Origin of the sequence: Clostridioides sp. ZZV14-6150 (assembly GCF_020657875.1) — a bacterium.
Taxonomy (GTDB): Bacteria; Bacillota; Clostridia; order Peptostreptococcales; family Peptostreptococcaceae; genus Clostridioides.
In genome coordinates this window covers 39,594-53,827 of sequence record NZ_JAGWDA010000013.1, presented here as the reverse complement: position 1 = coordinate 53,827, position 14,234 = coordinate 39,594, and the positions used below count along the sequence as shown (strand labels likewise).

The 14,234-nt window shown below is 23.2% G+C and carries 15 protein-coding genes; all 15 read left to right on the top strand.

The window, feature by feature from the left end:
• Positions 1-490 precede the first annotated feature (490 nt).
• The 15 genes from KGF41_RS14895 to KGF41_RS14825 all read left to right on the top strand — a co-directional run bounded on the left by KGF41_RS14895 (position 491) and on the right by KGF41_RS14825 (position 14,120).
• A complete protein-coding gene (locus KGF41_RS14895; protein WP_227856920.1) occupies positions 491-1,207 on the top strand; it encodes a LytR/AlgR family response regulator transcription factor in 717 nt (238 codons plus the stop codon).
• Positions 1,201-2,502: a sensor histidine kinase gene (locus KGF41_RS14890; protein WP_227856919.1), complete on the top strand. Its 1,302-nt coding sequence runs from the start codon at positions 1,201-1,203 to the stop codon at positions 2,500-2,502. Before KGF41_RS14895 ends, KGF41_RS14890 begins: the two co-directional genes overlap by 7 nt.
• 98 nt (positions 2,503-2,600) lie before the next feature.
• The gene (locus KGF41_RS14885) at positions 2,601-3,191 is read left to right on the top strand and encodes an accessory gene regulator B family protein (RefSeq protein WP_227856918.1); all 591 of its coding nucleotides are present in this window, start codon (positions 2,601-2,603) and stop codon (positions 3,189-3,191) included.
• Complete coding sequence (locus tag KGF41_RS14880) at positions 3,188-3,331, top strand: cyclic lactone autoinducer peptide (protein WP_227856917.1); 144 nt, start codon at positions 3,188-3,190, stop codon at positions 3,329-3,331. The genes KGF41_RS14885 and KGF41_RS14880 overlap by 4 nt, the downstream gene beginning before the upstream one ends.
• A gap of 549 nt (positions 3,332-3,880) precedes the next feature.
• Positions 3,881-5,176, top strand: coding sequence for a radical SAM/SPASM domain-containing protein (locus KGF41_RS14875; protein WP_227856916.1), 1,296 nt, complete (start codon positions 3,881-3,883; stop codon positions 5,174-5,176).
• 2 nt (positions 5,177-5,178) lie between these two features.
• On the top strand, positions 5,179-6,216 hold the full coding sequence (locus KGF41_RS14870; protein ID WP_227856915.1) for a radical SAM/SPASM domain-containing protein: 1,038 nt from the start codon (positions 5,179-5,181) through the stop codon (positions 6,214-6,216).
• A gap of 79 nt (positions 6,217-6,295) precedes the next feature.
• The gene (locus tag KGF41_RS14865; RefSeq protein ID WP_227856914.1) at positions 6,296-6,448 is read left to right on the top strand and encodes a hypothetical protein; all 153 of its coding nucleotides are present in this window, start codon (positions 6,296-6,298) and stop codon (positions 6,446-6,448) included.
• 100 nt (positions 6,449-6,548) lie between these two features.
• Positions 6,549-7,787, top strand: coding sequence for a radical SAM/SPASM domain-containing protein (locus KGF41_RS14860; RefSeq protein ID WP_227856913.1), 1,239 nt, complete (start codon positions 6,549-6,551; stop codon positions 7,785-7,787).
• Positions 7,788-7,837: 50 nt separating this feature from the next.
• On the top strand, positions 7,838-8,854 hold the full coding sequence (locus tag KGF41_RS14855; RefSeq protein ID WP_227856912.1) for a S8 family serine peptidase: 1,017 nt from the start codon (positions 7,838-7,840) through the stop codon (positions 8,852-8,854).
• A 13-nt stretch (positions 8,855-8,867) separates the two neighbouring features.
• Positions 8,868-10,601, top strand: coding sequence for an ABC transporter ATP-binding protein (locus KGF41_RS14850; protein ID WP_227856911.1), 1,734 nt, complete (start codon positions 8,868-8,870; stop codon positions 10,599-10,601).
• A 224-nt stretch (positions 10,602-10,825) separates the two neighbouring features.
• Positions 10,826-11,539 carry a LytR/AlgR family response regulator transcription factor gene (locus KGF41_RS14845; protein WP_227856910.1) on the top strand — a complete coding sequence of 238 codons (714 nt, stop codon included), beginning with the start codon at positions 10,826-10,828 and terminating at the stop codon, positions 11,537-11,539.
• A 533-nt stretch (positions 11,540-12,072) separates the two neighbouring features.
• Entirely contained in the window at positions 12,073-12,915 is an 843-nt protein-coding gene (locus KGF41_RS14840; RefSeq protein WP_227856909.1) for an ATP-binding protein, read from the top strand.
• Positions 12,916-13,121: 206 nt separating this feature from the next.
• Positions 13,122-13,361 carry a hypothetical protein gene (locus KGF41_RS14835; protein ID WP_227856908.1) on the top strand — a complete coding sequence of 80 codons (240 nt, stop codon included), beginning with the start codon at positions 13,122-13,124 and terminating at the stop codon, positions 13,359-13,361.
• A complete protein-coding gene (locus tag KGF41_RS14830; protein WP_227856907.1) occupies positions 13,330-13,614 on the top strand; it encodes a hypothetical protein in 285 nt (94 codons plus the stop codon). The genes KGF41_RS14835 and KGF41_RS14830 overlap by 32 nt, the downstream gene beginning before the upstream one ends.
• 359 nt (positions 13,615-13,973) lie before the next feature.
• A complete protein-coding gene (locus KGF41_RS14825; RefSeq protein WP_255611439.1) occupies positions 13,974-14,120 on the top strand; it encodes a hypothetical protein in 147 nt (48 codons plus the stop codon).
• The last annotated feature ends 114 nt before the right edge of the window (positions 14,121-14,234 follow it).

The following is a 14,234-nucleotide window of genomic DNA, read 5'->3' as shown; positions in this document are numbered from 1 at the left end:
CAGTAAAAACTGAGGTAATAGTTAGAGTTTATCCTCATATGTTATGTAATGAGGGTAACTATAAATTCAAAAACTATTTATGTTGATTGTAAATGATAATTATGGAGATAAGAGAGGAGGAATTTATAGACAGGTTAGCGACAAATATACCATGAAATGATTAACTCTGTTAAATAAAATGATAGGAGATATAGAAGATTATAGCACTTATTAGCTAAAAGAGTTATTAAATGAATATAATGTAAATATATGGTAGAATGGAATATATATAGAATTTAAATTAAAAAAATAGAAGTATTATAAGTTTGGCAACTTGTTTCTGGCTTTTTAATCAATACTCAATATAACACAAAATTCAAATTGGACATTTTTCACTATCAAAATAAATAATAGCATAACTATAATCGTATATTATTCTTTATTAAATATAGGGAATTTTTTTAGATTAGTAGGAATAAATAAAATTTATATTATTGTGATGGAGGTATTTATGCTTAATATAGTTATTTGTGAAGATGATTTTATATTTAGAGATAAGCTAAAGGTATATGTAGAAGTTATATTAAAAGATATCGATAAGCAATTTGAAATTATAACATTTAATTGTGGGGAAGATTTAATTGAAAATTATCCAGAAGATACACATATATTTTTTTTAGATATAGAAATGGATAAGCTTTCAGGTATGGATATAGCAAGAAAGATTAGAGAAGTTGATTGTAATTCAGAGATAATATTTACAACAGCAGTAGTAGATTATATACAAGATGGTTATGAGGTTAGAGCTTATAGGTACTTAATAAAACCAATTGAATTTAATGAATTAAAGAAGCATGTTCTTTCATGTGTAGAAGATCTCACTAAAAGAAACGAAAATAATTTAATTATTCAAAATAAAGGTACAGTGTATAAAATTTCAATAGATAGTATTACTTATATTGAAGTTAGAGATAAAGATATAACTATTCATACAATAGATCAAAGCTATGATATAAAAAAGAGTTTATCTAAAATTGAAAAAGAATTGAATGAACGTAATTGTAAATTTTATAGATGTCATAAAAGCTATTTAGTTAATATGAATCATATACAATACATAAAACAAAATGTAGTTTTAGTTAATAATGCAGAAATTCCAGTTAGTAGGAGTAAAATTAAGGATTTTAAAATTAAATTAGCCAATGTATTAGGAGATATTATATGTTAGATAAAGCTTTGTTTTGGAATATAGTTACAGTAATATCTACAATAATAGAATGGACGGTTTATAAGATCGTATTAGATGAATTTAGTGAACATAGAAAAAATAATACAATTATAAAGAGCTTAATTGCTACTCTTATTGTAATGACAACAGTATTAACTATTGCAGGTGTAAATTCAAATGTTAAATTGTTTATTGGAATGATTGGTGGATATGTATTTTATTTATATAACTATAAATCGACAGTATTAAAAAGTTTAGTGATAAGTTTAGTATACTGGATGATATTAATAGGTGTAGATTCTGTTAGTTCAAGTATAATATTAATGATAAATTCTATAGACAATCTAAATATATTGCTAAACAATAATGTGCTTAGATTAGAGTTTATTATCTTATCTAAAATACTATTAATATCAATTATACCTTTTATAAAGGGGTTAAAACTACAAATAGAATTTAAACAAAAAGAATTTATTTATATAATTATTCTAGTTGTAGATAATATTTTGAGTATAGTTATAATATTTGGATTAACAATGAACACTACTAAAAATAGCTTAACAATACTTATTGCATCAGGAATCTTATTTATGTCAAATATGTCATTAATACATATTATTGGCAATATAATAAAAAATAATAATATAATGATGGAAAATCAAATTGTAAAAGAAAAAATAAAGATGCAATATAAAAATTATCTAAATTTACAAGAAGCTCAAATAAAAGTTAGAAAGTTATATCATGATATGAAAAATCATATTACATGTATACAAAATATATACGGATACAATGAAGTTGCTGAAATATACATAGACCATATTAAAAGCGAACTTAATGAGTGGAAATCTATATTTACAACTGGAAATATGATTTTAGATATTATATTAAATGATAAAAAAAGTTTTTGTGACAACAATAATATAGAATTAATTGTAGATATAAAGTTTTCTAGATGCGATTTTATAGATATGATGGATATATGTAGTATATTTTCTAATATGCTAGACAATGCAATAGAAGCATGTATGAAGATAGATTCTATGGAAATAGAGCGATTTATTAAAATTAAAGGGACAATAGTTAATGGATTTTTTGTAGTTAAATGTGAAAATAGTAAAATAAATGAAATAAAAACTAAAAATAACAATATAAAAACAGATAAAGAAGATTCAGATTTACATGGAATAGGTATTAAAAGTATAAAAAGTTCAGTACAAAAATACAATGGAGAAGTATATATTGATTATCAAGATTGTAAGTTTGTAGTCAAAATATATATACCAATAATATAAAATCATGCAAGTTACACCTATAGAAGATCTAATTACGCCAATACTATTGAAAAAAAACAAACCTAATGTTATTTTAAGATAAAAAATGGAGCAAAAGAATGGTTAAGTTATGTGCTAAAAAGATAACATCATTTTTAATCTATAATGAGGCAATAGATTCTAAAGAGTCTGAAAATTATGAATATGGATTTGAGACATTAATAGCTTTTTTATTAAATATATTTGTTATTCTTACAATAAGTTGTATGTTAAATAAGTTTAAGTATACATTATTGTTTTTATGTTGTTATTGTCCAATAAGACAATATACAGGAGGATATCATGCAGATAATTATAAAAAATGCTTAGGTGTATTTATAACTATATACCTAATAAATTTAGTTTTATTAACTATTATAAACTTTTTTGATTTAAAAGAGATGTTAATAATACTAACGTTTATAAGTTATGTTGGAATTTGGATTTTATCACCTATAGAACATAGGGAAAAACCATTGAGTGATGAGGAAATAAATCATTATAAAAAAGTATCAAGAACTTTGATAAGTATCGTGCTAATATTTATATTTGTGGGTATTAACTCTGAAGTAATTTATGAATATTCGGCATATGCTGCATCAAGTATAATATGGATTTTTATAATGATTAATTTAGCAATTATAAAGAATAGAGGGGGAATACATATATGAAAAAAATTACAAGTAAATTATTACAGTATACTGGAAAATTATCTATTTGTATATTAACAATATCAGCTAATACAACATCAAACTGGTTGTCTCATCAGCCCAAAATTCCAGATGGAGTTAATAAATTTAAAAAGAGATAAATAAAAAGTATCATTTACATTTATAAAAAATCAGTTATAAAATATTATTAAGTATACAAAAAGGGTGTCATCTTTTAAGGTGATATCCTTTTTGCTTGATTAGACTTAAGTTTTTATCAAGTAACTTTAGTTGATTATAAGTTTTATCAGTGATATTAATATTTATTTTTATATCTATTGTAATACTATTTAAAATTTTATATGGATGTAAGAAATTATAGTTTGTATATTTAAAATCTATAAATTTTAATAAAGAAAAACTTTTAATAATTATATAATTGAACAAATAATATGCAAGATACGTCATTTAAAGTGCTACTTACGATAAAATATTGCAAAGAAAATCATGGAATGCTATATTTTTTTTAGAAGTTATCTAAATTAATATAAAAATCCTAAATAAATTTCTTTGATATATGCATGATCTGTATGTTTGATTACTTGATTAAAAGTATATGTTATATATTTTTTCGAGAAAAGCATAGATTAGTCTAGTAAAGTTATTCTAATGAATTTCTGTCAAATATTAAAAAAGTAGGAGGATGTTGTATGTTACAAGATATAGCTTTAAGTAAAGAAAAAATAAAATTTATAGATGAAGACTTAATTATATATGAAAAAAATAAATTAGTTCTAATGTATAGTAAAAAAAATAAAAAGCATATATTTCAAAGTAAAGAAGTTTATGATTATTTCATTGAAGCTTTCAAAGAAAATTTAACATATAAAGATTTTATAGAATTGTTTTCAGATAATGACAAAACGTATATAAAACAACTGATAAATAACATGATAAAAGCAGGTATTCTTTATATAAATAAAGATACTAGTAATCTTAAAAAAAATAGCACAGAAATGGAAGCTGTTTATTTAGCTACAACACATAGATGTAATTTAGAGTGTAGACATTGTTGTACAAGTTGTAATTATGATGAACAGGATATATTAACAATAAAAGAAATTTTATCAATAATTGATTTTGTAATTACTCTTAATCCGAGGGAAATAATTTTAACTGGTGGAGAGCCATTAATTAGGAAAGATTTTAAAGAAATGGTGGAATATATAAAAAGTTATTCTAACAACAATATTAATTTAGTTTTATCAACAAATGGAACTTTAATAAATGATAATAATATTGATTTTATAGTTGATAATTTTCATAGGATTGAGATAAGCATTGATGGTGTAGATGAAGAAACATGCAGTAAAGTAAGAGGAAAAGGTGTATTTGGAAAAATTATTTCTAATATACATAAGTTGCAAAAAAAGAATTTTCATAATATTAGGACATCTATGATATTTGGCGATAAAAATGAACATCTTATAGAAAGTTTTGAAAAATTAAATTCTAATTTAGGGACTCAAACTGTGACAAGATGTTTTGTACCATTGGGTAGAGGAAAGGATAATGTACTTGAATTTTTATCTGAAGATACTATTTTACCAATAATATTAACAAAACTTGATAAGGTTAAATATAGAGACAATGCTAATTCCTGTTCATGTGATTTATATAAAGATAAAGTTTTTATTGATTCTGATGGGAAAATATATCCTTGCCCATCACTTATGAAAGATAAATATTCTTTAGGAAATATTTTACTTGAAGAATCGAAAGAAAAATTATTAAATTTTAAATTTGAAAATTCTGAAGTAAAACAAAATGTACAAAAAATATATCCATATAATTATAAAAAATGTAAAGATTGTGATGTAAACATATTCTGTATGTATTGTCCAGCATTAATTGATAAAGTCTTAGATAATAATAAAGAATTTAATAAATGGTGTGGACTTATGAAGCCACAATTGAATAGAATAATTTGGAGTGAGGAGTGTTAATTTTGAACTTTACAATATTAGTTACTGAGGATTGCAATTTAAATTGTAATTATTGTTATGAAGGTAGTAATAAACAAAAAAATTATATGAATTTAGATACAGCAGATAGAGTAATAGAGTTTATATTGAATCAAATAAAAAAAGTTCCCAAAGATAAACGTCCATTATATATTGTCTTTCATGGAGGAGAACCACTTTTAAATTTTGATATAATAAAATATTTAAATAAATCATTAAATGAATTGGTCAAAGATAGAAAAATAATTTACGATATGACTTCAAATGGAACTATATTAAATGATGAAATTGAAGATTTTATAAAAGATAATATTGGCACATTTTCTATCAGTATAGATGGAACTAAGGAATCTCATGATAAAAATAGAGTGTTTAGTAATGGTTCAGGATCATATGATTTAGTGATTAAAAATACAAAAAAGCTTTTAGAGGAAGGAATAGAACTAAGAGCTAGGATGACTTTTAATGAATATAATGTAAATAATTTATTTGAAAGTGTTGTAAGTGTGAATAATCTTGGATTTAAATATATCGTTCCGGCTATTGATTTTTATGCAAATTGGGATGATGATAGTTTAGAAATATTAAGTAATGAAATTGATAAGTTGATAGAGTTTAAAAAAGAAAATAGACAAGCTGAAGTATCGCTGATTAATATAAACATGTTAAATAAGAAAAAAGGTGATTGTTTTGGAGGAATTTGTAGCTTCAATATCGATGCTGAAGGACTTATATATCCTTGTACCTTTGTTGTTAGTAAAGAAGATTATGTAATAGGTGACATAAAAAGAGGAAAAAATTGTTTAGATGAAAATAAAATAGATGAGTTTAAAAAGATAAATTTTTCCGAGAATAAAAATTGTTTAAAATGTACTAGGTATAATTACTGCACTGGAGTAAGATGTAAAATTTTAAATAAATTAGTTACAGGTAATTATAATTTACCACCTTATATAACATGTTTTGAAGAACATTTAAATGTCAGAACCACTAAAAAATTATTAGATTATTGCTATTCTTAATTTACATTTACACAAAGTCATGACTAATTGGGAATAGTTAATATATAAAATAATTCTAGAAACTAAAGGAGGAAATATTATGAAAAAAATAACTGAAATTAAAGAAAAGGTAGAATTAAAAGATTTAGAGGTTCAAGGTAATCCATGTCAAGGTGTTAGTAGTTCAAGTTGTGAATATGATTGTTGCGAAGATTGTTCAGGTGGTACTTCATGGCAAAGTAGTAAGTACTAGAATATAGGATGTGCTAAGTAAATGACTTAAAAGTTATTTACTTAGTACATTTCTTTTATTTAAAAATAATCTATATTATTGTTAGAAATGGGAGGTTTTAATGAACAAGTTCTTTTTGAATAAGATTGCAAATATATTAAAGCACAAAGGCTTAGTCATAATAGGTAATAAGTTTAATGGAAAATGGATTAAGATTCCTGAAGAATGTTATGAAGCAATAAATTACTCAATAACTCAAAAAATACCTATTTGTGATACCATAGATATGTTTTTAGATGATGATGATAAAATTTATTATAAAAAAATTATAGAAAAATTGGATATAATAGGACTTTTGGGAGATTTAGTAATTACAGAAGTAAGCTATGGTTTTGTTCCAAGAATATCATTTGCAATAACAAATAAATGCAACTTGAATTGTGAGTATTGCTGCAAAGATTCAAGTATTGAAAAAGAGGAAAAATTGGGAATAGAAGATCTTAAGAGGATAATAGACAAGGTAGTAAAACTTAAACCTATTAATTTAACAATTTCTGGAGGAGAACCTTTAACTAGAAATGATTTTAAAGAATTTATTGATTATACAAAAGATATTTATAATGAAAAATTGATTTTATGTACTAATGCAGTCTTAATTAACAGTAAGAATGCAGAATATATTGCGAAAAATTTTTATGCAGTAGAGATAAGTTTAGATGGTTATGATGAATATACATGTTCAAAAATTAGAGGAAAAGGTGTATTTAGTAAAGTCATGGGAAGTATCAAAATGTTGAGAGATAATGGCTGTCATAGAATTAGTTTATCTATGGTTGTTGGAAAACATAACTATCATTATAAATCTAAATTTGATGAATTAAATAAGAAATTGGGAACTACATCTAAAATTAGATATTTTTGCAGCTTTGGTAGAGGTCTAGAAAATAATAATAAATATCTAGAAGATGGTACACTGTTTTTTACTCCAAGTGATGAGTATAAAAACTATGAATATGAACAGATAGATACTGGTCATTGTAATGCTGGTATAAATCAATTACATATAAGTGATGAGGGCAATTTGTATTTATGTCCAAATTTAACTGATGATGAATATAAAATATGTAATATGAAAGATTTTAATTCTTCATCTATCGAAAAATTATATAAAAGAGATTACATAGCTTTTAAAAATTTTGATAATTTGAAAGAAAATAATAATGAAAACTGTAAAAGTTGTGGCATAAATATATTTTGCAATACATGTCCAGCACAAACCAATTTAATAAAAAATGATAAAGTAGCTTTTGATATTAATTGTAAACTTATCAGAGAAAATTTATATCACAAAATTTGGTAGATATTTTTAAAATCAAACAAAAATATAGTCTTTAGCAAAAGGTGATAACTATGAAAAAAATAAAAATAGCAATAATAGATACAGGTATAGATATATATGATAGTAATTTGAAAATTTTTTTAAAATATAATAATGATTTTCAAATTATGAATAAAAATTTAATCTCAGATATATATGACTTACATGGTCATGGAACCTTATGTGCAAAAACTATAATTGAAATATGCCAAAATGTTGAAATTTATCCTATTAAAATATTTGATAAAGAAGGAGGAACTAATTCACTTAATTTAGTAAAAGCCTTGGAAAATCTCATAAATGCAGATATAGACTTAATTAATATATCTGCATCTACATTAAACAGTGTATACAAAGAAGAATTGAAATATATATGTGATAAGTTACATAAAAATGAGAAAATAATCATATGTTCTCACCATAATAAAGCAAAAGGTAGTGAAAGTTATCCAACTTTTTTTAAATCGGTAATAGGTGTTAAAGGTAAGAGAGAAATATGTAGAGATGAAGATTATATTTATAAAGAAAATGAGGATATACAAATGTATACGAATTCTAAAGAACGATTTTTTGAATTTAATAATAAAGTAACTCATTTTGGTAAAAATAGTAGAGCAGCTTCTATTGCAACGGGGATAATAGCTGATATTTATACAAGATTTGGAAAATTAAAATTTGAAGATTTAGAAAATGTGTTAATTGAAGAAAGTAAAATAAGAACTTACTACAAAAAATATAGATTTTTACATAAAAGTGGCTATAAATCAGATATTAACAAACAAAACATAGCCGAAAAAGTAATTAATTTAATTAATCAAAAATTTTCTAATAACAATGTAAACTTAAATTTTGTAGAAAAGCATTCCCTCCTTAATAATTTTACTCAAATTGGAAATCACAATGCATATGAATTTTTAAGAGCTATTAATGATGAATTTAATATAAGTGTAGATTACAGAAATATATTTCTATATGAATTAGATAACTTATATCTATTGATAAATCTTATTGATTCATGTATAAGCAAAAAATATGATATTTACATTTGATTGGTGGTGTGCAATGATGAATAAGAATTTGATTAGATTTTCAAAGTGTGTATTTGAAAAAAATAAATTTAGAATATTTATTTCATTTTTTCTTGTTATTTTAGTTGCAGCCCTAGAATTGGTTATTCCTCAATTAACAAAGCGTATATTAGATGATGGAATCACTAAAGGTAATATGAACTTGTTAACAAAATTAATAATAATATATTTTATAATTAGTACTTTAAATCCATTAATCCAGTTGGTTTTGGAATACCTATATACAGTTATGAAAAATAAAGTTACTATTTCATTGAAGGTTAAGTTGTTGAATCACCTTTCATGTTTATCTGGAAGATATTTTTCAGAAATAAAATCAGGAAATCTTTTATCTATAATAAATCAAGATATGTTTATTATAGAAAATTTTAATGTAGAGTTGCTATTTAATATGATTACAAATGTGTTCACAGCTATTTTTTCAATGATATTTTTGATAAACATGAGTAAAGACCTTCTTTTAATAGTTATTTTAATAGAATTAATTTTAGTTTTTATTCAAAGTAAAATGAGAAGGCATATTTCAAATAAAACTACTAATATAAGAAAAGCTAATGGAAATCTATTTAATATTATTCAAGAGTATGTATCTAATATAAAAAATATAGTTATATCAAAGTCCAAATTAAAGTTTTTCAAAAGCTATATAAAAAAAGAAAGAGACTTAATGAATAATATGCTTAAGTTAAATCTTATTATAGTTGGGAATATGTCTATAACTAAAATATTAAATAGTGCTATAATAGTTACTATATATGGATATGGAGGATATAAAATAATAAAGGGACAGTTTTCAATTGGTGAGCTTATTGCATTTCAGCAATATACAAATATGCTAATAGGTCCTTGTATGAACATTATAAAATCTGCAAATCAAATAGCCCAAGCTAAGGTATCCATTGATAGAGTATACTCTGTAATAGACGAGCCAATAGATATAAAAGTTGAAAATAGTGCTTTTAAAATAAGCCAAATTGACGTTGATAGAGTTGAACTAAAAAATGTATATTTTGATTATGTGGAATCAAATAAAGAAAATAATGTTTTGAAAAATTTAAATATGATATTTAAAAAAGGTGAAACAACAGCTATAGTAGGTGAAAGTGGATGTGGAAAGTCGACTATAATAAGTTTATTGTATAGACTCTGGGATGTAACAGATGGAGAAATTTTAATAGATGATTTAAATATAAAGAATATAAATCTTAAATCTTTAAGGAGTAATGTTCACATTGTGAATCAAGATGTTTTTTTATTTGATGATACAATTAAAAATAATATAGATTTTAGGGAGAAATTTTCATATGAAGAAATCTTGAAAATATGTAATATTGTAGGTCTTGATAACTTATTGAAATCTTTAGAAAATGGAATAGATACAGTAATAGGTGAAAAAGGTGTTAAGATATCAGGAGGCCAAAAACAACGAATACAAATAGCTAGAGCAATTATAAGTAGTAGTAAAATTATTATTTTAGATGAAGCTACATCTGCACTTGATAATATATCTCAAAATAATATTTTAAATAATATAAATAAATACATAAAGGATAAAATTGTAATTGTAATAGCTCATAGGCTTTCAACTATAAAAGATGCCAATAATATATATGTGTTAGAAAAAGGACAAGTAATTGAATCTGGAAGTGATAAGGATTTATCAGCTGAAGGTGGATTATATAAGGTGTTAATTACAGCTAGCGATTAAACTTTAATTTAAATTTGTGAAAATTGGGTATAAAATAATCAATTTTAACTAAATCTTCAATATATACATAAAATGTATGCCCATACTTTACAAATATTTTGTTTTCTATATATTTACATCTGAGTATTAATAAAAAATAATTTAAATGTATTATCCTAAGGTATGAGATATATAAAATCACATTTAAATATATATAAATTTTAATATTAAATTGGGAGGGACTTATGATTAGAATCGCAATCTGTGAAGATGAAAAAGAAGTACAATTCTTAATAGAAGGTTACCTTGATAATATATTAAAAAATAGAAATAAAAAATATGAAATACAAAAATATAGTTCTGGAGAAGAGTTACTTGAAAGAAATTCAAAATACATAGATATATTACTTCTTGATGTACAAATGGGTCAAATAAATGGAATGGATACTGCAAGAAAGATTAGAGAAGTAGATAATAAAATGGAGATAATATTTATAACTTCTTTAATCGATTATGTACAAGAAGGATATGAGGTAAGAGCTTATAGATATTTATTAAAGCCTATAGAATTAGAGGAATTAAAAAAACATGTACTAACTTGCATTAAGGAGATTGAAATAAATAAAAACAATTATATTGTAATAAAGAATAAGTCTAATACATATAAGATTAACTCAAATGAAATAGTGTATATAGAAGTTCAAAAAAAGGAAATGTTAATACACACAATAAACAAAAGTTTTAATGTGTGTTATAGTCTAGAAAAAATAGAAAAAGACTTAAATCAGGATAAATTTATAAGATGCCATAAAAGTTTTCTAGTTAATTTAAATTATGTAGAAAATATAAAGCCAAATATTGCAGTATTAGAAAATGGAGAAGAAGTACCTGTTAGTAGATATAGATATAAAGATGTTAAGGAGAAATTTTTAAAATTTCTTGGTGATATAATATGTTAAAACTTATGTCTGAGTTATTGCTAATTTTATCAATATTTATACGTTTTATTATACTGAAAGGGATATTAACTTATAACAAAGAAGGTAAAGAAAATAAGAAAATTGTATTTTATATTTTATTATTATTAATTTATATTATAGCTCAATTGAATAATATAGATCAAATTAATGGTAATAATATTAACAATTTGATTTATGTTATAGTATTTAGTGTGTGGGGGATATACTATATCTATTTTTATAAAATTGGGTATATTAAATATATAATTTTATTTTATTTGTTTAATGTATATTACGACTTGCTCAATTATGTTGTATATAGAATTTTATTTCTTTTAATTACAGGATACTCTATTTCATCCAAAGAATCGCTTTTAGTATCTTATTTTGACAACGTAAATATATATATATATACTAATCTTTTTATTATATTTACATATATATTTATCTATTTTATATTTAAGTTTTTTACCAATCATTTACAATTACTTAATAGTGATAAAAAAAATTATATATACTTGTTATTTGCTTTAATGGCAAATGCAATTAATATAATTATAATTTATATATCAAAGAAATTAGAGAGATTTGGATTATATTCAGATCGGTATGTATTTGATTATGTTGTAACTCCAAAGTTAATAATGGCTAGTAGTATAATTATTATATTATTATTTAGACAGATAATAAAAGAGAATAAAATAAAAGCTCAGAATGGACTAATAAAAAATAAACTAGATATGCAGTATGCTTATTATTTAAGTATTCAAGAGTCTCATATGAAGGTAAAAAAGCTTTATCATGATATAAATAATCATATTTACTGTATAGATAGTCTTAAAAATAATAGTATGGATATTAATGAGTATAGTAATAACTTAAAAGATGAAATTAAAGAATTTAAATCTATTCATAATACATGTAATATGATATTGGATATAATAATAAATGAAAAAAGTAAATTATGTATAAAAAAAGGAATTAACTTTACTTGTGATATTAACTTTTCAAAAGTTAATTTTATAAGACAAATAGATGTATCTAGTATATTTGATAATATTTTAGATAATGCAATAGAAGCATGTGATAAAATAATGGATGAAAATATTGGTAAGTATATTAGGGTTAAAGGAACCATAATAAAATCATTTTTTGTAATTAAATGTGAGAATAGTAAAGTTAACAGTATTAAAGTTCATAAAAATGTGTTATTAACTGATAAAGTAGATAAATTCATGCATGGAATTGGGCTTAAAAGTGTTAAATCATCTTTAGAAAAATACAATGGAGAATTATTATTTGAAGAGCAGAAAGAAAAATTTATACTAAGCATATATATACCATTAAAACAAAATAATGACAGTTGGGTCGATTAAGCTACTAGTTGGAGCATATATATTGATACTAAAGAATAGGGGTGTTATCTTTATTAATAATAAAAGATAGTGTCCTTATTTTTTTATGATATAAAAAATTATGGAGTTTCTGATATTTATTAGAAGGATTAGTTGCATACGAAGGTACTATTGTAAATAATTAATAAATGCTTGACAAATAGAAATATAATGGAGGAAGAAAGTATATGAAAGTAAAAAAATCTATATTAGCTATGATATTAGTTTCAAGTATAAGTGTAGGTTTGAGGGTAGGATATATACCTTTTGGGAATTCATCAAAAAACTCAATTGAAACTGAAATTCAAGCAATTGAAGAAGATGAAGCCATTAAACTATTTGAGAAGTACTCAAAAAAAATTAACTCTTTAGAAGGAGTGTATAAGGTTAAACAAGATGCATCTAAAAAATTCTCCTATAGTAGATAGTGGTCTTAGGATTGCCAATTCATCTCCAGATGGCAGTTTTATAGTGTCTATAGGAGGTTTCGAAAATCCTCCTGCACAATCTATCCAAAGTTTAAATTACTCTATATCTGAAGACTATAAAAAAGGAAAGGCTATACTACATATTCTGTGTGTTAAGGAATATCCTGAGAATATGGGATTATCTGAAAAAGATAAATATGTTAAAGCTATATACAACATATTTGAATCATTAACTAATACTAAGTTAACATAGAAAGAATTCTTTGATGAAATTGCAAAAAGGTTTGATGAAGAAGAAGGCCTTGTAAAATTTCTTTACTAAGAATGATATACTAATTCAAGCTGTTCAAGTTAATAAATCTGGAAAACACATTAAAACTTTACAATTAAACTGCAATTATGATTTCGATATTCCAAAGTCTTAGTGTATCAGAAAATTTATAACATAGTTAAAGCTCCTTGTAATGATTTTAAATATGGCAATTTTTATTAAAATAAGCAGGTTTATATGAAAAAATATCTAGATATTTTATTAGTATTAACTATAGTTTTTTTGTATATGATAATTAATTTAGACCTTGTAATGAAACTGAGAAACGCATTAATAAATACATGGTAGAACAGGGTGTCTCAAAAGATGATATAAGTAAAATTACAAAAGAAAAAGCAAAAAAAGCAAGTTATGAGGAAGTACTTTATAAGGTGTATTATAAAAATGATTCTCAATATGAATATCAATATTTTTGTAGTGATGATTAATATGCTTTATGTATAAATAAAGTTTTATTACAAATATATGATTTAAGTGATGGTCATGAACTGACAAATATTAAGGAACTTAACAATTTAAAACATCTACCAATTCACTTGGAG

Excerpts from the sequence above, each read along its gene's own strand:
- KGF41_RS14845 (WP_227856910.1), top strand. The coding sequence starts at position 10,826 with ATGATTAGAATCGCAATCTGTGAAGATGAAAAAGAAGTACAATTCTTA.
- KGF41_RS14895 (WP_227856920.1), top strand. The coding sequence starts at position 491 with ATGCTTAATATAGTTATTTGTGAAGATGATTTTATATTTAGAGATAAG.
- KGF41_RS14885 (WP_227856918.1), top strand. The coding sequence starts at position 2,601 with ATGGTTAAGTTATGTGCTAAAAAGATAACATCATTTTTAATCTATAAT.
- KGF41_RS14880 (WP_227856917.1), top strand. The coding sequence starts at position 3,188 with ATGAAAAAAATTACAAGTAAATTATTACAGTATACTGGAAAATTATCT.
- KGF41_RS14840 (WP_227856909.1), top strand. The coding sequence starts at position 12,073 with ATGGCAAATGCAATTAATATAATTATAATTTATATATCAAAGAAATTA.
- KGF41_RS14890 (WP_227856919.1), top strand. The coding sequence starts at position 1,201 with ATGTTAGATAAAGCTTTGTTTTGGAATATAGTTACAGTAATATCTACA.
- KGF41_RS14830 (WP_227856907.1), top strand. The coding sequence starts at position 13,330 with ATGCATCTAAAAAATTCTCCTATAGTAGATAGTGGTCTTAGGATTGCC.
- KGF41_RS14860 (WP_227856913.1), top strand. The coding sequence starts at position 6,549 with ATGAACAAGTTCTTTTTGAATAAGATTGCAAATATATTAAAGCACAAA.
- KGF41_RS14875 (WP_227856916.1), top strand. The coding sequence starts at position 3,881 with ATGTTACAAGATATAGCTTTAAGTAAAGAAAAAATAAAATTTATAGAT.
- KGF41_RS14835 (WP_227856908.1), top strand. The coding sequence starts at position 13,122 with ATGAAAGTAAAAAAATCTATATTAGCTATGATATTAGTTTCAAGTATA.
- KGF41_RS14865 (WP_227856914.1), top strand. The coding sequence starts at position 6,296 with ATGAAAAAAATAACTGAAATTAAAGAAAAGGTAGAATTAAAAGATTTA.
- KGF41_RS14825 (WP_255611439.1), top strand. The coding sequence starts at position 13,974 with ATGGTAGAACAGGGTGTCTCAAAAGATGATATAAGTAAAATTACAAAA.
- KGF41_RS14850 (WP_227856911.1), top strand. The coding sequence starts at position 8,868 with ATGATGAATAAGAATTTGATTAGATTTTCAAAGTGTGTATTTGAAAAA.
- KGF41_RS14855 (WP_227856912.1), top strand. The coding sequence starts at position 7,838 with ATGAAAAAAATAAAAATAGCAATAATAGATACAGGTATAGATATATAT.